This is a genomic window from Roseofilum sp. KMC-1, from assembly GCF_057802075.1.
The window spans coordinates 4,811,511-4,834,039 of record NZ_CM173605.1 but is presented as its reverse complement, the minus strand read 5'-3'; the positions used below and the strand labels follow the sequence as shown (position 1 = coordinate 4,834,039).

Here is a 22,529-nt window from a genome sequence, read left to right as displayed (position 1 = left end):
GGAGCAAATATGGTCACCGTACCCGAAAAACTCAATATAAATCAAACGCCCCTATCTCCCAATGAACTTGACCAAATCCATGCTTACTGGCGAGCCTGTAACTATCTAGCCGTTGGCATGATTTATCTCAGGGATAACCCCTTACTCAAAGAACCCCTGAGATCCGAACAGATCAAATATCGGCTTCTGGGTCACTGGGGGGCCTCCCCAGCCCTCAGTTTCAGCTATGTTCATCTCAACCGACTGATCAACAAATACGATCTTAACGTCATTTACCTAGCCGGGCCGGGCCATGGTGCGCCCGGAGTCCTCGGCCCCGTTTACCTAGAAGGAACCTACTCCGAAGTCTATCCCGACAAAAGCGAAGATGAAGAAGGACTGCAAAAATTCTTCAAGCAATTCTCCTTCCCCGGTCATATCGGTAGCCACTGTACCCCAGAAACCCCTGGCTCCATCCATGAAGGGGGAGAACTCGGTTACAGTGTCTCCCATGCCTACGGAACCGTTTACGACAACCCAGACCTGATCGCGGCTGTGGTGGTTGGGGATGGAGAAGCCGAAACCGGCCCCCTAGCCACTGCTTGGCACTCCAACAAATTCCTTAACCCCATTCGCGATGGGGCCGTACTGCCCATTCTCAACCTAAATGGGTATAAAATTGCTAACCCCACAGTGCTATCTCGCATCAGTGCAGAGGAACTGGAGAGCCTATTTATCGGCTATGGCTATACTCCCTATGTGGTAGAAGGGGATGATCCCGCCATCATGCACCAAAAGATGGCCGGAACTATGGAAACTTGCATTAACCAAATTCGGGCCATCCAAGAGGAAGCCCGCCGCACAGGAGAAGCCAAACGCCCGCGCTGGCCGATGATTATTCTCCGGACTCCCAAGGGTTGGACGGGGCCAAAAATCGTGGATGGCCACAAAGTAGAAGGCTTTTGGCGGGCGCACCAAGTGCCCATGGGGGGAATGCACAGCAACCCAGAGCATGTGCGCTTGCTGGAAGAGTGGATGAAGGGTTATAAACCGGAAGAACTGTTTGACGAAAAGGGCAAATTGATCCCAGAATTAAAAGCACTGGCTCCAAAAGGCGATCGCCGCATGAGCGCTAACCCCAACGCTAACGGTGGCATTCTCCGCAAAGACCTGAAAATGCCCGACTTCCGCAGCTTCGCCGTCGAAATTCCCAAACCGGGAACCGTAGAAGTGGAAAATACCAAATTTCTCGGCTACTTCCTACGGGAAATTATGCGCGACAACCCCAACAATTTCCGCCTCTTTGGCCCCGATGAAACGGCCTCTAACCGACTCCATCCCGTCTATGAAGTCAGTAAAAAAGCCTGGATGGCCGACTTTCTCCCCGAAGACCTCGATGGTAGCGAACTTTCCCCCGATGGTCGGGTAATGGAAATCCTCAGCGAACATACCTTACAAGGTTGGCTCGAAGGTTATCTTTTAACCGGTCGCCATGGCCTATTCCATACCTACGAAGCCTTCGCCCATGTAGTAGACTCCATGTTTAACCAACATGCTAAATGGTTAGATATCTGTAAAAATGAAGTCTCTTGGCGGGCCCCCGTATCCTCCCTGAATATCCTTCTGTCGTCCCTCGTTTGGCGACAAGACCACAATGGCTTTAGTCACCAAGACCCCGGCTATGTAGACCTGGTAACCAACAAAAGCCCGGATGTCGTCCGCGTCTATTTCCCACCTGATGCCAACTGCTTACTGTCGGTTTCTGACCACTGTTTACGCAGCACCGACTATGTAAATGTGATCGTTTCGGACAAACAAATGCACCTGCAATATTTGAATATGCAGGATGCGATTAAACATTGCACGAAAGGGATTGGAATTTGGGAATGGGCCAGTAATGATGACTGTGGCAAAGACCCGGATATGCCCGATGTCATTATGGCTTGCTGTGGTGATATTCCCACGATGGAATCCTTGGCAGCCACTGCGATTTTGCGCGATGAATTCCCCGACCTGAAAGTACGGTTTATTAATGTGGTGGATTTGTTTAAGCTGATGTCAGAGGGAGAACATCCCCATGGTTTGAGCGATCGCGATTTTAATAGTCTGTTCACGGTCGATAAACCGATCATCTTCAACTTCCATGGTTATCCTTGGTTAATCCATAAACTGGTGTATCGTCGGGCGAACCAAGAGCGGATTCATGTACGCGGTTACAAGGAAAAAGGCAACATCAATACGCCCCTAGAATTAGCGATTAATAACCAAGTCGATCGCTATAACTTGGTGATTGATGTGATTGACCGCGTGCCTAAACTCGGCTCTGCTGCTGCCTATGTCAAGGAACGGATGAAAAACGCGATTATCGAAAACCTGCAATATGCCCGCGAACAAGGCATAGATCGGGAAGAGATTGTCAACTGGAAATGGCCCTATTAATGTCCTAACCTAGCCTAACTCAGTAGGGGCGAAAAATTTTTCGCCCCTACACAACAGAGTAAACAGAAGTTGGAACTCCCCAATCTTAAGCCAGGGTAGTCTTTCCCTGCAAATAATCTTGGATTTGTTGGCGATGATCGTGGGAAAGCCTCTCTTGAGGTAAATTCGAGAACTCATAGGGTTGAGCCGCTTCAATTTCTAGGGTATCTGCAATGGAGAGATCCCCTTCTACCTGAGCTTCAACCACAATGCAGACTGAATGTACTCTCGGATCGCGATCGGGTGCAGAATATACCCCCACCAAACGCCCAATCTTCACCACCGTTAATCCCGTTTCTTCCGCCACCTCCCGCACTGCCGCTTGATGAATGGTTTCTCCCCAATCGACTAATCCTCCCGGTAATCCCCAGGAGCGATCGTCCTTTCGCTGAACTAATACCACACGCCCATCAGGAAGAATAGGGATAATACTGGTTCCTACCAAGGGATGGCGGAAAATCAGTCCTAAAACAGTTTGAAAAATTTGCCACAGACGGCCCATAGGAAATATAGAGTATTGTAAGTCTGAAAATTAGGAGCATGGAAGAGATGGATATAACGGGTATAAGTATCCTCGCTGGACTCCTGTTACTGGCGATCGCCTGCTATCAAGTGTATCAGCAAATTCATCATCGCCGCCGGGCTGAACTGATTCTCAGACAGCAAACCCAGAGAGAGCGGTTAATCCATGAAATTGCCCAGCATATTCGCCAATCTTTGAACCTCGATGAAGTGCTGGCAACCACGGTAGCTGATGTGCGCCAATTTTTAGACTGCGATCGCGTTTTAATCTATCAAATTTACGCCGATGGAACGGGATGCGCCATTACCGAAACGGTTTTACCCGATTATCCCCGTATTTTAGGACAAGTTTTTCCCGCAGAAGTCTTTCCCCAGGAATATCATCAAGCTTACATCAAGGGCAAAAGTCGGGCGATCGCCGATATCGAACACTCCGATATTGAAGAGTGTCTGGTGGAATTCGTGCAACAATTTGCCGTCAAAGCCAAATTAGTCGTTCCCATTATTCAAACGGAAATTGAAACCCCGCAAACCCCCCATCCTTCCCCCCATCTGTGGGGCTTACTCATTGCCCATCACTGTCGCCAAACTCGGCAATGGCAATCTCACGAAATCGAACTGATGAAACAGCTTGCTACCCAAGTGGCGATCGCCATCCGCCAATCCGAACTCTATCAACAACTGCAACAACTCAACACCCAACTCGAACAGCGCGTCGAACAGCGCACCGAAGAACTCGCCCGCACCAACCACGCCCTACGCCTAGAAATAGCCGAACGTCAACGCACCGAAATCGCCCTCCGGCACACCAACCACACCCTACAATCCTTAATTGCTGCCTCTCCCCGTGCCATCTTTACCCTCGATCTCCAAGATCGAGTACAACTCTGGAATCCAGCCGCCGAACAGATGTTTGGCTGGAGTGAACTCGAAGTTTACAATCAACCCAACCCCATCCTCTCTGAAGAAACCGTAGACGAATATCGCGACCTGCGTCAAGCCTGTCTGCAAGGCATTACCCCCCCCAGTTTAGAACTACGCCGCTTTAGAAAAGATGGCTCCCCCATTGATATTGTCTTCTCTGCTGCGCCTCTACTCGATAGCGGCGATCGCATTAGTGGTATGGTTACTGTCGTCGCCGACGTTACCGAACAAAAACGGCAAGCGGAACAGGTGCGTCTCCTTCAGTCTGTGGTCATCAATACCAATGATGCCGTGTTAATCACGGAGGCAATCCCCCTCGATCCCCCCGGCCCCCGTATTCTCTACGTCAATCAAGCCTTCACCCGCATGACCGGTTATACCCTCGAAGAACTGATCGGCCAAACCCCCCGCATTCTCCAAGGGGCAAAAACTGACCGAGAAAAACTCGAACAAGTCAAAGCTGCCCTTTCTCAGTGGCAACCCCTAACCATGGAATTGATCAACTATCGTAAAGATGGCTCGGAATTTTGGGTCGAGTTTAGTTTAGTTCCTGTTGCCAACAAACAGAATGAATATACCCATTGGGTTTCCATTCAGCGAGATATTAGCGAACGCAAACACACTGAAGAAGCGCTCAAGCGCTCGGAAGAAAGGTTCCGTTCCCTGATTGAAAATGCCTTAGATATTATTACCATTCTCGATCGCCAAGGCACTATTTACTATGCCAGTCCTTCTGTAGAAAAAGTCCTGGGTTATCCCCCCACGAAACTGATGGGTCAAAATTTTTTTGACTTAGTGCATCCCGATGACTCCTGCAAAATTTATCAGCAGATCATCAATAGCTTAGAAAGCCAAGAAGGGCTACTGCCCATGGAATTTCGCGCCCAACATCAGGAGGGGTTTTGGCGTATCCTAGAAGCGGTTAGCCATGCCGATCGATCGTCCGTGAGGGAAAATGGCATAGAAAGCTACCCAGAACCCCGATTTGTCGTCAATTCCCGCGATATTACTGCCCGTAAGCGACTAAATGAGATGAAACTGGCTCTAGAGCGGGAAAAGGAGCTGCATACCCTGAAAACGCGCTTTTTCTCCATGGCTTCCCATGAGTTTCGGACTCCCCTGAGTACGGCTTTAGCGGCTGCCCAGTTGTTAGAACAATCCTCCCCTCTCCATCAAGCGGAAGATCCGGTTAAACGCTCTCGTAATTTACGGAGAATTCAAGATTCAATTAAACAAATGGTACACCTGTTAGATGATATTCTCACCATTAATCGGGCTGAAGCGGGCAAATTAGAATTTGACCCCCAACCCCTGGATCTGCCGCAGTTCTGCCGCCAGTTGCTGGAAGAAATTCAGTTTAGTACCGGTCATCAGTATAGTCTCAAATTTATCTGTAGCCAGGATTCGGTTTGGGTGAGTTTAGATGAAAAATTGCTGCGATCGATTCTTTCTAATTTGTTGTCTAATGCGATTAAATATTCTCCGATTGGCAGTGATGTTCAATTGCGCTTAAAGGTTGAACCGCAGGCAATTATCTTTGAAATTAGCGATCATGGTATTGGGATTTCCCCAGAGGATCAACAAAAACTGTTTGAGCCTTTCCAACGGGGTCAAAATGTGGGCCATATTCCCGGTACAGGATTAGGGCTAGTGGTGACTAAAAAATGTGTGGAACTGCAAGGGGGAACCCTTAAAGTTGAGAGTCAACTTAACATAGGTACAACTTTAACTGTTGTTTTACCCCTTGCCAAAGATTAGATTTTAACGATACAAAAGTTTTCATAGAAATAGGGGTTTAGCAACACCTGAAGTCTATTGTAGAAAGATGACGAAACTATGACAGTTCTGGGTAGGATCAAGGGTTCTCGACTTTACCTAAGCGATAGCCGATACCATGAACGGTTTCTATAAAGTCTTCTGGCGCACCAGCCGCTTTTAATTTTTGACGTAAACTGCGAATATGCACTTTCACTGTATCTTCTTCTGGGGGATCTTTGAGAGACCAAATATGTTCAATCATCACATGACGACTTAACACTCGACGACCATTTCGCAGGAGTAATTCTAATAGGGAATATTCTTTAGGCGTTAAATGTAGGGGTTGATGATTATAGTTGGCTTCATAGGTGCTAGGATCAAATGTTAAGGCTCCCCACTCTAAAATCGGAGCCGATACACTCCCTCGACGCAAAAGAGCGCGAACCCGTGCAAATAATTCACCCAAATCAACCGGTTTAACAATATAATCATCTGCGCCAGCATCCAAACCTGCGATTTTGTCGCTAACGGTATCGCGAGCGGTAATCATTAGAATCGGCATTTGATAACCTTGAAGACGGAGTTGCTTGCAGAGACTGATCCCATCGAGATCGGGAAGCATCACATCTAAGAGCAAGAGATCGTAGTCAAGAGCGTCAAAATATTCCCAAGCTGATGCTCCATTCTGGGCAATGTCAACAACATAAAGTTGATCCGTTAGGGCTTCTGCTAGAGTCTCAGCCAGACTTATGTCATCTTCAATTAAAAGAATCCTCATGTGGTTACAGTTGCCTTGACCCATTCATTTCAGCTTACAAGAAAACTCAGCATATTCTCCCGGTTATTCGGGGATCGAGTATTACAAAATGTTAAAATTTGCGATATTTTAGGAATCTTTCCGATTTCTTTACCATTTGTTCACTCTTTTAATTACTTCTCATCTGCTAAGTTCCTAAGTTATGGGAGGTTGGCTGATTTAGACAGTTTCCTAGAGGCTGACTTAGAGTCAGTCCCTAGGCTCCTTCAATGGAAGAATAAGAAACAGATCTCTCACCTCTGGATGGAGATGGGGTCGAGGTTTAGAGTTCGTCTCGGCATAATTTAGGTTCAGGGAAGTCCTCATAGATCCCGTTTAGGCGATCGCTCAGGGGTTAAAATGCACCGAAAGAGAGCAAAACTCTTTAGGCATATTAACTTAGTTCAACTCAAAATAACCTAGGAGGTCTTATGGTAATTCCCTTGCTTCAATATCCCCCAACCTCTCAAAACCATCGGGTTGAGGGATTTGAAATTTCTAGTCCAGAAAAACCTCGCCTATATACGACTGAACTGTTGACCTCATCAGCAGAAATGGATGAGCTGATTTGGGCAGCCTACCGGCAAGTGTTTAACGAGCAGCAATTGCTGTGTAAGAACCTTCAACAGAGCCTAGAATCTCAGTTGCGATCGGGTCAAATTACCGTCCGTGATTTTATGCGATCGTTGCTGCGATCAGAAACCTTTCGGATTAACAACTATGAACCCAATAGTAATTATCGGTTTGTAGAATTGTGCATTCAACGGGTACTCGGACGAGAAGTTTATGGAGAACGGGAAAAATTAGCCTGGTCAATTATTCTCGCGACTGAAGGTTTAAATGGATTTATCGATCGATTACTTGATAGCGAAGAATATTTGACCCATTTCGGCGATCGTACCGTTCCCTATCAACGGCGGCGGATTTTGCCCCAACGTTCTCAAGGAAATTTACCCAGTGCTAGGATGCCTCGTTATGGAGTCGATTATCGCCAGAAGTTAGAAGAGTTGGGTTATTTTCAACCTCCTAAAGCCGATTATCGCTGGTCATGGCAACGGCCTCCTTATCCGGTTTGGCTTCGTCTAACGGGCACAATCATAACTCTGGCTGGGGCAGGATTATTAAGTTTAGGAGTAGGCGCTGTAGCTTTAGCAGCTTGGGGAATTATTCCCTTATAACAGTGACAACATAATCTGTTTAAAAAATTGAAAACTCATTTAGGATGATACCCATGAGCATTGTATTAGATGCACCAGTTGAACTTTGGAAAACCAGTGGCTTAGATGAACAGCAAGCCGTTATTCGTGCTGTTTATAAGCAAGTGTTGGGGAATCCCCATGTAATGGAAAGCGAACGGCTGGTGACGGCTGAATCCCAGTTGACTCAAGGAGAGATTACAGTACGCGAATTTGTGCGGGCTGTGGCTAAGTCTGAATTCTATCGCCGTCGCTATTTTGAGTCTTGCGCTCCCTATCGATTTATTGAGTTGAATTTCAAGCATTTATTGGGCCGTGCCCCAGTGGATCAGAAGGAAGTTTCAGAACACATTACTATCTGTATTGAGCAGGGTTATGATGCTGAAATTGATTCCTATCTTGATAGTATGGAATATCAAGAAAAATTCGGGGAAAATATTGTTCCTTACTACCAGGGATCTATGAGTCAGACGGGACAAAAACAAGTCGGTTATAACCGCACTTTGTCTTTGTATCAAGGGAATGCTGGTGTAGATAGTGCATTTAAGGCTTCTCGCTTGGTGCAAGATGTGGCTACGAATGCAGCGACCAAGATTAAATTGCCTTCTAAAGGCGGTCGTGTTGCGGGCTATAAAGATGCGACTGAGAAGATGTTTGAAATTGTGGTCACAGGGTCTAAATTTGACTGTCCGCGTCATGTGAGTACAACTAAGTATTTGGTTTCTGGAGCTAAGATGACTCCCCAAATCCAGCGTATTCATAAAGCGGGCGGTAAGATTGTGAGCATTACAGAAGTGGCTTAAACCCAACAAGAGCTACTGTGCCCTGGTAGTCAATGATTAGACCAAAGAAACAAGGGGTTTTATCCCCTTGTTTTGATCTAGAGAGTTGAAAAGTTCTGAATGGAGAGAGCTGTGATCCCCCCAGTGGCTTGTCAAAAAATGCGAAATTGGATCAGAAATCGCTATTTAATCTGTTCCGGTAGTTTTTTCATCTTTCAAAGTGTAGAATATTCAGCAGTAGAACGATTTGAAGAATGCGTATCGAGTTTGGGTGGAACTTTAATTTCGGTCGAACCGGCTAAACGGGTTTGGATCGGACAACATCGACAGGTGATTTTGTATCAAGCTAAGGCGAGTTTGCATACGCCTAATCATGGTTTGAAACAGTATTGGCTGCAATATGGTAGCTTCTATACGAAGTTTAACGATCCTGGCGGAGAGGATAATTAGGGAATGGGTTAGGGTGGGGCGGCGATCGGGTACACTTTCCTTAAGGGATGAAAGGATAAGGTAGTGCTTTTGCAATGATACCGCTACAATTGACGCTGAAAAACTTTCTGAGTTATCAGGAAGGGAGCCTAGATTTTAGTCAACTCCATACCGCTTGTATTTCTGGGGTGAATGGGGCGGGAAAATCGTCTTTGCTGGAGGCAATCGCCTGGTGTCTGTGGGGTAAAAGTCGTGTCAATACGGAAGATGACTTGATTCATTATGGAGCGGCGGAGGTTCGGGTGAGCTTTAGCCTCATTCAGCATCAGCAAACGTTTCGGGTGATTCGTACTCGTCAACGGGGACAAACAACGAGTCTGGAGTTTCAGGTGCAAAAGGAGAGCGGGTTTCGTTCGCTGACGAGTCGGAATATGCGCCAAACTCAAGAGCTTATTATTGAGAGTCTGAAGCTGGATTATCATACGTTTGTGAATTCGGCTTATTTGCGCCAAGGAAGGGCGGATGAGTTTATGCTCAAAGGGGCGATGGAGCGTAAGCAGATTTTGGCGCGGTTGCTGAATTTGGATCGCTATGATCACCTGAGCGATCGCGCTAAGGAAATTTCTATGCAGCATAAAGCGACTGTGGCAGTGCTGCACCCACAACTTCAGGCAATTCAAAGCCAACTGACGACAGAAGAGGCGATCGCCGAAGAACTGCAAGCGATCGAGCAACATTTGCAGCAATTGCAGCAAACGCAAACCAGAGCGAAGCAGCAACTGAGCAGTTGGCAAACCCTCCAGCATCAGCAACAAACCTTACATCAGCAACTCCAATGGCATCAAAGCCAACAGCAAAGTTTGGAGCGCGATCGCCAGGGTTTGCATCGGCAGCGAGAAACTGCTAACGCCCAAAAGGAGCAACTCGAAAGCCTTTTAGAGCAAGAAAGCAGCCTGACGACGGCTTATCACAACTTCGAGAACCTGCGAGCCAAAGAAGCCCAACTTGCCGCCCAATTTAGCGCCTATCAAACCACCCAAGAACAGCTTAATCACTTACGTCAGACGCAAAAAGAGCAACAGGAAGCGATAGAGGATCAACTGCGTCTGATTCACATTCAACTGGAGCATCTACAAACCCAAGAGGGAGAACACCAAGCCATACTCGATCGCCAGCCAGAAATTGAAGCAGCTCAAGTTAAACTCCAACAAGCCCGCGATCGCCTCAATTCCCTAGATCGGCTTCAATTGCAAGTCTCTCCCTTGCTCCACCATCGCCAAAATCTGCAAAGTCAACTCGATCGAGCAACAGCCCATTGTCGAGCCAAACTCGAAGAATTACAAGCCTCTTGGCGACAGCTCCAAACCGAACAAGCACAAGCGCCCTTATTAGAACAAGCTGCTGAAGAATTAGCGGGACAAATTGCCCAATTGGAGAAAAAACGGATTTATCAACAGCGCGTGTTAGAAAAAGGGCAAGAACGGCGCAATATGATGGAACGCTTGCAAGCGCAACAGCGCAGCTACGAAAGCCAGCTTGATGCGATTAGTCAAAAACTACAATTGCTCAAACAGCGATCGAGTCCAGAAAACGGCGAGGAGCGGATCTATCCTCCTTGTCCATTATGCGATCGCCCCCTAGATGAACACCACTGGCACTTAGTGCAAGAAAAGCATAGTTCTGAACAACAACAAATTCTCAATCAAATTTGGGTCATTCGCGAACAACTTGCCACCTCTGAACTAGAAATTAAAGTTTTCCGTCAAGAATACCGAGATTTAGATCGCGAACTGGCTGGGCTGAGTCCCGCTCTTGAAAAGCGAGGACAACTCAAAGCCGTCTTAGATGTCACGGAGCAAAAACTCGAACGTCTGCAACAATTGCAAACGGAGATTTTAGAACTTGAAGAGGCTTTGCAAACTCGCAGCTATGCCCAGGATGTGTATGCAGAATTAGAGACCATCGATCGGCATCTTCAGAAACTTAATTATGACGAGAAAAATCATGTTCTCGCCAGAAATCAAGTTGAAAAATGGCGCTGGGTGGATATTAAACAAGGAGAAATTAAATCCGCCCTCAAACAGAAGCAGAAACTGCAACAAGAGCGCCCTGAATTAGAAGCGCAACAGCAGCAACTCAGCCGCCGTTTAGAGAAATTGCAAACCACCTCTAGCCTACAGAAACAAATTCAAACCTTAGAAACCCAATTAGCCGAAATTGGCTACGCTCCAGAGAGCCACCAAATTCTCATCAATCAGTTGCGAGACTCCCAAAATGCCCAATTTCGCTATCAACAATTGCAACAAGCCCAAGAACAGTATCCCCAAGTAATTCAGACCTGCTTAGAGTTAAATCGTCGCTTAGAAGATCATCAACATCGAGAGCAAGAATTAGGCAAAAGTTTAGCACAGTTGGATAAAGTTCTGCTCCAAAATCCCGATGCTACACCTCAAATAAACGCCTTAGAGCGACAGCTTCAGGAAGGACAACAGCAGCGAGAAGAATTGCTCTCTCGTAAAGGCAGATTGCAGCAGCAACAGCAACATCTGAAAAGTCTTAACCAGCAGTATCAAACCCTTAAACAACAACTGGAGAGCGCCCAGAGAAACTACCGAGTATACAGCGAATTAAGCTATGCTTTTGGCAAAAAAGGCATTCAATCTCTAATGATTGAGAATATTTTACCAGAGTTAGAAGCGCAAACCAATCGGGTATTAGCGCGGCTGAGTTCTCATCAGTTGCATGTCCAATTTATCACCCAAAAATCCCAGAAGACTAAAAAAGATAAATGGGTGGAAACTCTCGATATTTTAATTGCTGATTCCCAGGGGACTCGTCCCTATGAAACCTATTCCGGTGGGGAAGCCTTTCGGGTCAATTTTGCCATTCGTTTAGCCTTAGCTAAACTCCTAGCCCAACAGTCGGGGACAGCCTTACAAATGCTGATTATTGATGAAGGATTTGGCACACAAGACGAGGAAGGATGCGATCGCCTCATTGCCGCGATTAATGCCATCTCTCCCGAATTTGCCTGCATCCTCACCATTACCCACCTAAGCTTTTTTAAAGAAGCCTTTCCCCTACGGATTGAAGTCACCAAAACCGCTAACGGTTCCCAACTTACCGTAGTCTAAGGAAAACCCCTTTTCCCCCTCTGCCATTAAAAAACCCGCCGTAGCGGGTAAAACAAACAACAGAGAACAGACATAAAATGAATGATCTTAACCCATACTCAACACCATACCCATCAGAGTCTCTAAATGACCAGTACAAGCTTGTACCATATGATGGGTAATGGGGAGGCTGTCGATCACCATTCCCGTACACAATACCATCATATACAAAATCGAATACTTAAACATAGATTTGGCTAACGGGAGATCTTTCGGATTTTTTAACAAAACCCAAGCTTTCTGGAGAAAAATCGCCCCTAAAACCACTGCAAAAGCGCCATAGACTGCCCCACAGACTCCCAAGGGATAAATCAACATCAACGAAACAGGAACCACCAATAAAGAGTAGATCCAAATTTGCACAGTTGTGGCTTCTTCTCCTTCTACTACAGGCAACATAGGAACATTGACTGTGGCGTAATCTTCCCGAATCATGAGAGCTAAGGCCCAAAAATGGGGTGGAGTCCAAAGGAAAATTAAAGCAAATAATAACCAAGCTGCCCAACTTAATTCTCCCGTGACTGCCGCCCAACCGACTAAGGGAGGAATTGATCCAGCAGCGCCACCAATGACAATATTTTGGGGAGTATTGCGTTTAAGCATATGGGTGTAAACGACCAGATAAAATACAATCCCCATCATCGCCAACAGAGCGGCTGGCAAATTAGCAAATTGGGTTAACAAACCAAAGGATAAACCCGCCAGAATTAAAGCAAAAATGAGGGCATGTCGCGGTTGCACTTTGCCTGAAGGCAGGGGACGCTTGCGGGTGCGTACCATGGCATAATCAATATCGAGGTCATAAATACAGTTGAGAGTTTGGGCAGAGGCAGCCGCTAAAGTTCCTCCAGTTAGGGTCACCAGTAAGAGGATGGGATCGATTTTGCCATCTGAGGCAATCCACATACTGGCGGCTGTGGTAATCAGGAGTAGGGGAATAATGCGAGGTTTGGTGAGTTGATAGTAATTGCGCCAAGTCTCTAGAAGAGTTTGTTGGACAGAAGATAGGGAAATTCTTACAGTGTCTTGCATAGATTAATTGGGCGCTTTGCGCTGGTAAGGGTGTCAAGCGTAAGGGGTAAGGGGTTTTCGGGGTCGTCTCAGTGATGGGTCGCACGATCGCGCCATGCTAAAACTGAAAAAGCAGTTAAAATCCCCAATAAACAGGCCCCAATAGTTTGATGGGCAACGGTTAGGGGTTCCACTTGCAGGTGTAACCAGAGGGTTCCCACTCCCAACAGAATTTGCAAGACTAAAAGACCTCCTGCATAGTGAATTAAGCGCCGCAGTAGAGGATGAAGAGCAGGAGTCCGTCGGGCCCAAATAATCAGAATGGCGGTAGTGATGATAGGAGGGAGTACCCCAGCAATATGGCTATGCATAATGCCACAGAGTTGATTACCCCCTAAGCATTGATGAACGGCCCATTGGGAGGCAACGAGGGCCCCTAAAATACTTTGAATGTAGACCAAAGCGGCGGCAAATGTGCCTATCCAGGGCAGTTTTCCCGTTGCTCCTGTGCCGTTATAGGGTAAGAGCAACATCCAGATAGTCACCAGACTGAGGAAAAAGAGCAGGGCGGTTCCCAGGTGGGCGGCTACAATATCAAACCGGAGCAGTTCCGTCACCGTGAGTCCTCCGAGCAGTCCTTGAAAAACCACTAATCCTAGACTCCCAGTAGCGGCCCAGGGTAACCATTGGGGCAGTTCCTGACGATACCACCAAGAGAGACCCATCAGGTAGATTGCCCCCAAACCAATGACACTGGCATCGAGACGATGGAACCATTCCAGGAATACTTGTAGATTCATCTGTTGGGTGGGTACTAAGGTTCCATAACACAGGGGCCAGTCTGGACAAGCTAAACCCGCATTCATGACCCTGGTGGCACTACCAACGGCCATTAACAGCACCGTGGCCACGACCAGCTTGAGGACTAAATTGAGGATTCTTTGTTGAGGGTGAACTCGATGCTTCGATTCTATCTGTTCATGGAAGGTGAAATTAGCCATGCCCATATCCACAGTTCATTTATGCAATAAATTATCGATCTATGTTAATCAATTTGCGAGCTAATGCTCACCAACCGAAGACAGAGGTCAAGACCATCCGGCCAGTTCCCACTGGTCTACTACTTTAATCAGGCGATCGCCAATCCTAGCCAGGCTTTGGTTTTTCTTTCGATTCTCGGTAGTCGGTAATAGGGCATTCCCCTCTCCCCCATCCTCCCTCATTGCTGAAAAAAGTATTAAGGATAGCTTAGGATAGCTGTTGTTTAAACCTAAATTGACGAGACCTGCTCTAACGTAAATAGAGAAGTAAAGACTCCCTCAATCTAGAAAAAGGGATATCATGCTTCATACTCACTCCCTAGGAGGACTTAAGCATTGGTGTAGAGCAGTACCAACAACTGATCACCAATCCGCTATCCTATAGCATTATCTATAACCAGCGCCCAGCGCTATTGTTAAACCCCTTGAAGATCAACCGGCCTAATCACTGTGAATATTCCGAGTAACATTATTACCTTAATTGCAGGTATTCTCTTAACCCTGATCAGCCTCTGGTTCGGTCAACATCATGGGTTATTGCCTGTCGCTGCTTCTGAAGAAGCACCCTGGATTGATGGGCTTTTTAATACTATGATGACCATTTCTATTGGTTTATTTTTGCTGGTTCAGGGCATTCTGATCTTTTCGATCGTTAAATTTCGTCAGCAGCCAGGCGATGAAACCGATGGCCCTCCCATCGAAGGCAATATTCCCCTAGAAATCGTCTGGACAGCAATTCCAGCCATGATTGTCTTAGGCTTAGGGGTCTACAGTTTCGATGTGTATACCAACATGGGCGGACTCGATCCCATGGCTTCCCATGACCATGGTCAAATGGCCCACCATGGGCAGGGATCGGCGATCGCCGCGCCCCTAGAAGCACCAACGCTGGAAAAAACAGACCGTCGAGTGGCGATTGGGATTGGCGCTGATCCCAAAGCAATGGGCAAACCCGCCGATCTCGTCGTAGATGTTCTCGGCCTCCAATATGCCTGGATCTTCACCTATCCAGAAACGGGAATCGTCAGTGGAGACCTGCATATGCCCGTAGACCGGGATGTACAACTCAATATCAAAGCCTCTGATGTGATCCACTCCCTGTGGATACCCCAATTCCGCGTCAAACAAGATGCCATCCCCGGCCGGGACACCCAACTGCGACTGCGGCCCAGACAAGTGGGAAACTATCCCGTTGTCTGTGCTGAACTGTGCGGAGCCTACCATGGAGGCATGAGAACCACGACCATTGTGGAATCAGCAGAAGATTTTGACCGGTGGGTGAATGAGCAACTCGCCTCAGCCGATGGAGAAAATCTCGGAACCGTAGTCGCTAACCTCTCCTCCGAAGAATACCTCGCGCCCTATACCCAAGAAATGGGCATTGATGAGAGTGCCCTGAAAGCCATGGGTGTAGGGGAATGGGGGAGTGAGGGAATGGGGGAATAGGAGGATTAGGTTTTTCCCCATTACTCATTACTCATTACCCATTACTCATTACTTATTACTCATTTCTTATGACACAACCCCAAGCATCAACTGTTGTTGAAGCCTATCGCCCCAGTTGGCGAGACTTCTTAAGCTTCAGCATCGACCACAAAATAATCGGGATGCAATACCTGATTACCTCCTTTGTCTTCTACATCCTAGGAGGACTTTTAGCCGTTGGTATCCGTACCGAACTAGCCACTCCACAGGTAGATTTTGTCAGCCGCGAACTCTATAACGGTCTCTTTACCGTTCATGGAACCGTGATGATTTTCCTTTGGATTGTTCCTGCTGGAGCGGGTTTAGCCAACTATCTCATTCCTCTGATGATTGGTGCTAAGGATATGGCCTTTCCTCGGCTCAATGCCGTAGCCTTCTGGCTGATTATTCCAGGGGGCATTTTGTTAATGGCCAGTTTCTTTGTTGGCGCTCCCGGTGCAGGCTGGACTTCCTATCCCCCCTTAAGTACCACCGGCGCTAAGGCAGGGGAATTTATTTGGATTCTCAGTGTGCTGTTGTTGGGAACCTCTTCAATTTTAGGGGGCATCAACTTCATGACCACCATTGTGAATATGAGAATGCCGGGTATGGGGATTTATGATATGCCCCTGTTTTGTTGGGCGACAGTCTCTGTTTCTATTTTGATTTTGATGTCTACTCCGGTTTTAGCGGGGGCATTGATTCTCTTAGTCTTTGACTTAATGGCGGGGACTTCGTTCTTTAATCCCACGGGGGGCGGCGATCCCATCGTCTATCAGCACCTGTTCTGGTTTTATTCCCATCCGGCGGTCTACATCATGATTGTGCCCCTGTTTGGGGTGATTTCCGAGATTATCCCCGTACATTCACGCAAGCCGATCTTTGGGTATAAGGCGATCGCCTACTCCAGCCTCGTCATCAGCTTCCTGGGCCTCATTGTCTGGGCCCACCATATGTTCACCAGTGGCACACCCGGCTGGTTACGCATGTTCTTCATGGTCGCTACCATGATTATCGCTGTCCCCACCGGAATCAAAGTCTTTAGCTGGCTCGCCACCCTTTGGGGCGGCAAAATTCGCCTCAATAGCGCCATGCTCTTTGCCCTCGGCTTCCTCTCTCTGTTCGTAGTCGGTGGCTTAAGCGGCATCATGTTAGCCTCTGCTCCCTTTGATATCCATGTTCATGACACCTACTTTGTCGTCGCTCACCTGCACTATGTCCTCTTCGGCGGTAGTGTCTTCGGCATTTATGGCGCAATTTACCACTGGTTCCCTAAAATGACCGGTCGGATGCTCAATGAAACCTGGGGTAAGGTGCATTTTGTCCTTACTTTCCTCGGCTTTAACCTCTGCTTCCTCCCCATGCATTGGTTAGGCTTACAAGGAATGCCTCGCCGGGTGGCTGAATATGACCCCCAATTTACGACCGTTAATATGGTCTGTACTGTGGGTTCTATTCTTCTGGCTATCTCCACTTTGCCCTTCTTAATTAATGCCGTTTGGAGTTGGTTAGCCGGTCCTATCGCTCCGGCGAATCCTTGGCATGGCTTAACCCTAGAATGGTTAACCGCTTCTCCTCCCCCGGTGGAAAACTTCTTAGAACCCCCCGTGCTTTGGTCTGGCCCCTATGATTATGGAATTGATACCGAAGCTTCAGAAAAGGAGAAATCGGTGGACGAGTTGTTAGCGGAAATGAAACCCTCGACCTAGGGGAGTGGGGGAATGGGGGAATGGGGGAATGGGGGAGTGGGGGAGTTAATTCCCTGTTCCCTATTCCCTATTCCCTGTTCCCTATTCCCTATTCCCTGTTCCCTATTCCCTATTCCCTGTTCCCCAATTGGAGGATATATTACATGCAAAGTTCTGCTGAAGCGACAGCAACCGTAATGGGATATGCCGAAGAAACCCATGGCGTATCCCATCATGAAGAGCATCCGGATCATCGCATCTTTGGGATTTTGATGTTCCTGATTGCCGAATCAATGATCTTTTTGGGCTTATTTGCCGCTTATCTCACCTTTAAGCTGACTGCACCGGACTGGCAACCGGAAGGCACGGAACTGGAACTGCTGTTACCTGGCATTAATACCATTATTCTAATTTCCAGTAGTTTTGTGATTCATAAAGCTGGGGATGCGATTAAGAATAAGGGGGATGAAAAGGGACTCAGACTCTGGTTTGGCCTTACGGCACTGATGGGAATTGTGTTTCTGATTGGACAGTTGTATGAGTATTTCCATCTCAGTTTTGGCTTAACAGATAATGTGTTTGCTAGTACGTTTTATGTGCTAACCGGCTTCCATGGTTTGCATGTTTTGTTCGGATTGGTGTTAATTTTGGGGGTATTGTGGCGATCGCGTATTTCCGGTCACTATTCCCAATCTGCCCATTTTGGTGTAGAAGCGGCCGAGATTTACTGGCACTTCGTTGATGTGATCTGGATTGTCCTGTTTACTCTGTTATATATCCTGTAAATAATCAGCAACTTCCTGACCAAGGTATTCTAGAAACCGGGTTTCTGTGCAAGAAACCCGGTTTCTTTGGTATTACTGGCGTGGGAGCGTCTCTCTCCCCATCCCCCCATCTCCCCATCTCCCCATCTCCCCACCCCAGTTTCTGAAAATGGGAGTAGCATGGGTGAGTGTAAACCTGGATGCGATCGCCATGTTGAAAACGAATACGATCATTTCTTTACTGCTAGTCTTTGTACCCATCTCCATTGCCAGTGAATTTCTCGGCTGGGGATCGACTACTATCTTTATTACCTCTGCCTTGGCGATTATTCCCTTAGCCGCTTGGATGGGAACCGCTACGGAAGAAATTGCCGTAGTGCTAGGGCCCAATTTGGGAGGGCTGATGAATGCTACTTTCGGTAATGCCACTGAATTGATTATTGGTCTAGTTGCCTTAAATGCGGGCTTAGTTGATGTGGTGAAAGCCAGTATTACCGGCTCCATCATCAGTAACTTGCTGCTAGTGATGGGGTTTGCCATGTTTCTAGGCGGGATTCGCTATAAGGAGCAAAATTTTACTTCGGTTGTGGCGCGTCTGAATGCCTCAGCCATGAATTTGGCGGTGATTGCCATTTTGGTTCCCACTGCGGTGGATGTCACATCCGATGGTATCGCCGAAGAAACGATGCAAACCTTATCTGGTGCAGTATCCATTGTTTTAATTATCGTTTACTTGCTCACCTTGCTCTTTTCCATGAAAACCCATTCCTATCTCTATGATGTGGGATTGGCGGAAAATCAGGAGGAAGGGGAAGAAGAACCCCATGAAAAGCCCAATATCGTCTTGTGGGGTATAGTGCTGCTGGTGGCAACGGTGGTGGTTGCCGTAGAATCGGAGCTATTAGTGGCTTCTTTAGAAGAGGCAACCTCTTATCTAGGCTTAAGCGCTTTATTTACTGGGGTAATTCTGGTTCCCATCATTGGTAATGCGGCTGAACATGCCACTGCTGTTACCGTCGCGATGAAGAATAAAATGGAATTATCGGTTTCTGTGGCTATGGGATCGAGTTTGCAAATTGCCCTATTTGTGGCTCCGGTTTTAGTGTTAGCGGGAGTTATCCTTCACCAACCCATGGATCTCGATTTTAATCCCTTTGAATTAGTAGCGGTAGTGGTGGCTGTTCTCTTAGCCAATTCCGTTAGTTCAGATGGTCGTTCTGATTGGTTGGAAGGCTCTCTGTTACTCGCTACCTATGTGGTTTTAGGGTTAGCTTTCTTCTTCCATCCGGCGATCGAAGGATTGGGTTAATTTCGTTTTTCATGGATTGATAAATAAAAGGGGTTGAACAGACCCCTTTTTGAGATCTGCTATTCAAGGGTATGCACCCATAGCCAGCGCTGATAAAATATAATGCTCTAAAAGCTATGCTCTAATGCGATCGCTCATGCCTGAATCTTCTGTTTCTCCCACTTCCTTAACGTTTGCTGTCAGCTTAGATGACCCAACTCCAGAAGAAACCCCAGATCAGCCGGTTGCTCTGATGCCTTCAGAAGCGCCTCTAAGCCAAGATGAGGCTCAACCAGAAGGAGATCGTCCTCCAGATGCGGAACTGGATAGCCAAGAAATGCCACCGGAAAAGCGACAGTTGAAAGATATTCCGGTGCGCTTGAAGTCCCAAGGCTCCCATTTTTGCTTGATTTTACCGCCAGAGGGAGAATTAAGTTGTACTTGGATGGAGTTGTTTCAACAACTTCAAGTCTTGCTCAAGGGGAGCGATCGCCTGCGAGAAGCGAATGTACCGGTTCATCTGATTGCTGAAGACCGTTTGCTGGATATGCGCCAACTCCAGGCGATCGCCGATTTACTCAAAGCATACCAACTGCAACTCGAACAAGTCGAAACTCAACGCCGCCAAACCGCCGTTGCTGCTGCTACCTGTGGCTATTCGGTGCAACAAGTGACGCGCACAGACCCCCTCAAATCTCCTCCCTCCCAACCCCTAAAACTGCAAGAAGAACCCCTCTATCTGCATACCACCTTGCGATCGGGGGTGGAAATTCGCCATAAAGGAACGGTGATAATTCAAGGAGATGTTAACCCCGGAGCCTCGATTATCGCCGATGGCGATATCCTGATTTGGGGAAGACTGCGAGGAGTAGCCCACGCGGGGGCGATCGGGAACCCCGAATGTGTCATCATGGCATTAGACATGGAACCTACCCAAGTCAGGATCGCTGGTCAAGTCGCCAGAGCCAGCCAACATTCCCTACCCAAACCCTATCCAGAAGTGGCCTACGCCACCCCCGAAGGCATTCGTATTGCTGGAGCCATGGATTTTCAAAAAGTCCGTCAGGCTTTAGCCGATGAACAACCCGAAGTTTAACTCGATCTGTTAAAACCCTAAAACCCCTTGCTATAATCAACTGCCGTGACCCTGCCAAAGAAATCGCCATCATGAGCCGTATTATTGTCGTGACATCAGGAAAGGGAGGAGTGGGTAAAACCACCTGCACCGCCAATTTAGGAATGGCTCTGGCTCAACGGGGACGACGAGTCGTCCTAGTTGATGCCGATTTTGGGTTGAGAAATTTGGATCTCCTCTTAGGTTTGGAAAACCGCATCGTCTATACCGCAGTAGAAGTGATTGCCGGAGAGTGCCGCTTAGAACAAGCCTTAGTGCGAGATAAGCGTCAGTCGAAGTTGGTGCTGTTACCGGCTGCCCAAAATCGGACTAAAGATGCCATTACTCCGGATCAGATGGCTAAGTTGATTCATCGCTTGAGTCCCAGTTTTGATTATGTGATTGTGGATTGTCCGGCGGGGATTGAAATGGGATTCCAAAATGCGATCGCCGCAGCCGAAGAAGCCATCATTGTCACGACTCCCGAAATTGCGGCTGTGCGAGATGCTGACCGGGTAATCGGTCTGTTGGAAGCCAATAGTATTCGTAAAATTCGCCTCATTGTCAATCGCATTCGCCCGAAGATGGTGGAAGCCAATGATATGATGTCGGTGCAGGATGTTCAGGAAATTTTAGCCATTCCCCTGTTGGGGATCATTCCCGATGATGAACGGGTGATTGTCTCTACAAACCGAGGTGAACCCCTCGTCCTTTCTGGGGCTGGAGAGTCTTCTTTGCCAGGCATGGCCTATGGTAATATTGCTCGCCGTCTGGAAGGGGAAAAAGTCCCCTTTTTGGATCTGGTTCCTCCCCAAGGGAATTTTTTCAGCCGCTTCTTCCAGATGTTCCGCAAGGGCTGATCCGGGTGAATTTCTTTTTCTCGCTCTAAAATTGGTAATGGGGTATCGGTAAGCGTCACCAATTATCAGTTGTGAATGATCCAGTATGAACTTACCCATTAGCGATCCATGTTAAATGATCTTCTAGAACGCCTTTTTCCCTGGAAAACTCGCCCCTCTAGTCGTGAGGCAGTCAAAGAGCGGTTGAAGTTTGTCTTGGCTTATGACCGAGCGGGGATTAGCCCAGGAATGTTGAATGCCATGCGCGATGATATTTTAGTGGTGCTGTCTCGCTATGTGGAGATTGATCGCGAACAACTGGAGTTTTCGATCGAAAATAGCGATCGCACTACAGCATTGATTGCTAATTTTCCCATTCGCCGGATTAAACCTACGGCCGATCCAGAACCAGAAAATTCTTCCTTAGAGGAAGAGAGCTACCCCATCTCTTCTTCTAACGAAGAATCAGAGGCAGAATTCGCCCCTGAATTAGAGGAGTTGTTTGCCGAAGATGCTCCTCTAGAATCTCCCCAAACCCCTGCTCCTTCTTCATTACCAGAGAACAAAGAGGAAGAGGAAATTGAGCCTTCGACTCCCTCTGAACCCACAGAATCCGTAAAAAAATCGGATTTATCATCAAAATCTAACCAAAAATCGCGAAAATTGCCCAAATCTGAGTAAGATAAAGTCAATCGTTTTACTTTGTCTTACGAATGAACTTGGAATCTGATGCACAAAAACCCACTGGTGACTCCTTAAGTGTTTGTGTAAAGGCACTTGGTCTAGATCGGATTGAGCGCCATGTCTTCATTTGCACGGATCAGAGCGTTCCTAAATGTTGCGATCGCCAACAGAGTCTTGAATCCTGGGATTATCTCAAAAATCGCTTGCAAGAATTAAAGTTAGATCGGCCCACCCCAGAACGAACAAGCAGTATTTTTCGATCGAAGAGTCATTGCCTACGAGTTTGCCAGAACGGCCCCATTCTCGTTGTTTATCCTGACGGAGTTTGGTATCATAGCTGTACTCCAGATGTGATAGAGCGGATTATTACGGAGCATCTTCTCGGCAATCAAGTCGTTGAAGACTATGCTTTCCTCATCCACCCCTTGCCCAATCCTTCCGTAATTTCATCATAACTTTTCCGTGAATCCGGAGTTTTTCTCTGAAAAATCCGTAAATTCCGCAAAAAATCAAAGGATAATCCTGATTTTTTCCGCAAAAGTACGCTATAATCAAGAAAATCCAGCTAGTCAATGTCAGTATATTCACGAAATGTATTCT

At 47.2% G+C, this 22,529-nt stretch carries 19 protein-coding genes; 14 read left to right on the top strand and 5 right to left on the bottom strand.

The window, feature by feature from the left end:
- Positions 1-9: 9 nt before the first annotated feature.
- The gene (locus AC3FZD_RS22145) at positions 10-2,418 is read left to right on the top strand and encodes a phosphoketolase family protein (protein WP_488738105.1); all 2,409 of its coding nucleotides are present in this window, start codon (positions 10-12) and stop codon (positions 2,416-2,418) included.
- Positions 2,419-2,503: 85 nt separating this feature from the next.
- Here AC3FZD_RS22145 and AC3FZD_RS22140 read toward each other — a convergent pair whose 3' ends face one another.
- Positions 2,504-2,959: an NUDIX domain-containing protein gene (locus AC3FZD_RS22140; RefSeq protein WP_488738104.1), complete on the bottom strand. Its 456-nt coding sequence runs from the start codon at positions 2,957-2,959 to the stop codon at positions 2,504-2,506.
- Between the two features lie 38 nt (positions 2,960-2,997).
- Between AC3FZD_RS22140 and AC3FZD_RS22135 the strand changes: the two genes are divergently transcribed.
- Positions 2,998-5,661 (top strand): PAS domain S-box protein, encoded by a 2,664-nt coding sequence (locus AC3FZD_RS22135; RefSeq protein ID WP_488738103.1) that lies wholly within the window; start codon positions 2,998-3,000, stop codon positions 5,659-5,661.
- 97 nt (positions 5,662-5,758) lie between these two features.
- Here AC3FZD_RS22135 and AC3FZD_RS22130 read toward each other — a convergent pair whose 3' ends face one another.
- Positions 5,759-6,439 carry a response regulator transcription factor gene (locus tag AC3FZD_RS22130; RefSeq protein ID WP_488738102.1) on the bottom strand — a complete coding sequence of 227 codons (681 nt, stop codon included), beginning with the start codon at positions 6,437-6,439 and terminating at the stop codon, positions 5,759-5,761.
- 449 nt (positions 6,440-6,888) lie between these two features.
- Here AC3FZD_RS22130 and AC3FZD_RS22125 point away from each other — a divergent pair, with 449 nt between their 5' ends.
- The 4 genes from AC3FZD_RS22125 (at position 6,889) to AC3FZD_RS22110 (ending at position 11,998) form a co-directional block, all read left to right on the top strand.
- Positions 6,889-7,635, top strand: a complete 747-nt coding sequence (locus tag AC3FZD_RS22125; RefSeq protein ID WP_488738101.1) for a phycobilisome rod-core linker polypeptide — start codon at positions 6,889-6,891, stop codon at positions 7,633-7,635.
- 53 nt (positions 7,636-7,688) lie between these two features.
- Positions 7,689-8,456, top strand: a complete 768-nt coding sequence (locus tag AC3FZD_RS22120; RefSeq protein ID WP_488738100.1) for a phycobilisome rod-core linker polypeptide — start codon at positions 7,689-7,691, stop codon at positions 8,454-8,456.
- 111 nt (positions 8,457-8,567) lie between these two features.
- Positions 8,568-8,885 (top strand): CpeR family transcriptional regulator, encoded by a 318-nt coding sequence (locus tag AC3FZD_RS22115; protein WP_488740409.1) that lies wholly within the window; start codon positions 8,568-8,570, stop codon positions 8,883-8,885.
- 74 nt (positions 8,886-8,959) lie between these two features.
- Positions 8,960-11,998 carry an AAA family ATPase gene (locus AC3FZD_RS22110; protein ID WP_488738099.1) on the top strand — a complete coding sequence of 1,013 codons (3,039 nt, stop codon included), beginning with the start codon at positions 8,960-8,962 and terminating at the stop codon, positions 11,996-11,998.
- Positions 11,999-12,085: 87 nt separating this feature from the next.
- Here the strand turns inward: AC3FZD_RS22110 and AC3FZD_RS22105 are convergent, their stop codons facing one another.
- The 3 genes from AC3FZD_RS22105 to AC3FZD_RS22095 all read right to left on the bottom strand — a co-directional run bounded on the left by AC3FZD_RS22105 (position 12,086) and on the right by AC3FZD_RS22095 (position 14,271).
- Positions 12,086-13,069, bottom strand: a complete 984-nt coding sequence (locus AC3FZD_RS22105) for a heme o synthase (protein ID WP_488738098.1) — start codon at positions 13,067-13,069, stop codon at positions 12,086-12,088.
- Positions 13,070-13,137: 68 nt separating this feature from the next.
- Complete coding sequence (locus AC3FZD_RS22100; RefSeq protein ID WP_488738097.1) at positions 13,138-14,049, bottom strand: COX15/CtaA family protein; 912 nt, start codon at positions 14,047-14,049, stop codon at positions 13,138-13,140.
- Positions 14,050-14,136: 87 nt separating this feature from the next.
- The gene (locus AC3FZD_RS22095; protein WP_488738096.1) at positions 14,137-14,271 is read right to left on the bottom strand and encodes a hypothetical protein; all 135 of its coding nucleotides are present in this window, start codon (positions 14,269-14,271) and stop codon (positions 14,137-14,139) included.
- 267 nt (positions 14,272-14,538) lie between these two features.
- Here AC3FZD_RS22095 and AC3FZD_RS22090 point away from each other — a divergent pair, with 267 nt between their 5' ends.
- The 8 genes from AC3FZD_RS22090 (at position 14,539) to AC3FZD_RS22055 (ending at position 22,384) form a co-directional block, all read left to right on the top strand.
- Positions 14,539-15,534: a cytochrome c oxidase subunit II gene (locus AC3FZD_RS22090; RefSeq protein ID WP_488738095.1), complete on the top strand. Its 996-nt coding sequence runs from the start codon at positions 14,539-14,541 to the stop codon at positions 15,532-15,534.
- Between the two features lie 68 nt (positions 15,535-15,602).
- Positions 15,603-17,261: a cytochrome c oxidase subunit I gene (ctaD, locus tag AC3FZD_RS22085; protein WP_488738094.1), complete on the top strand. Its 1,659-nt coding sequence runs from the start codon at positions 15,603-15,605 to the stop codon at positions 17,259-17,261.
- 143 nt (positions 17,262-17,404) lie between these two features.
- Positions 17,405-18,025 carry a cytochrome c oxidase subunit 3 gene (locus tag AC3FZD_RS22080; protein WP_488738093.1) on the top strand — a complete coding sequence of 207 codons (621 nt, stop codon included), beginning with the start codon at positions 17,405-17,407 and terminating at the stop codon, positions 18,023-18,025.
- Positions 18,026-18,215: 190 nt separating this feature from the next.
- Entirely contained in the window at positions 18,216-19,313 is a 1,098-nt protein-coding gene (cax, locus tag AC3FZD_RS22075) for a calcium/proton exchanger (protein ID WP_488740408.1), read from the top strand.
- Between the two features lie 136 nt (positions 19,314-19,449).
- On the top strand, positions 19,450-20,388 hold the full coding sequence (gene minC / locus AC3FZD_RS22070; RefSeq protein WP_488738092.1) for a septum site-determining protein MinC: 939 nt from the start codon (positions 19,450-19,452) through the stop codon (positions 20,386-20,388).
- 71 nt (positions 20,389-20,459) lie between these two features.
- On the top strand, positions 20,460-21,266 hold the full coding sequence (gene minD / locus AC3FZD_RS22065) for a septum site-determining protein MinD (RefSeq protein ID WP_488738091.1): 807 nt from the start codon (positions 20,460-20,462) through the stop codon (positions 21,264-21,266).
- Positions 21,267-21,374: 108 nt separating this feature from the next.
- A complete protein-coding gene (minE, locus tag AC3FZD_RS22060; RefSeq protein WP_488738090.1) occupies positions 21,375-21,926 on the top strand; it encodes a cell division topological specificity factor MinE in 552 nt (183 codons plus the stop codon).
- Between the two features lie 32 nt (positions 21,927-21,958).
- Positions 21,959-22,384 (top strand): (2Fe-2S) ferredoxin domain-containing protein, encoded by a 426-nt coding sequence (locus AC3FZD_RS22055; RefSeq protein WP_488738089.1) that lies wholly within the window; start codon positions 21,959-21,961, stop codon positions 22,382-22,384.
- Positions 22,385-22,529 lie beyond the last annotated feature (145 nt).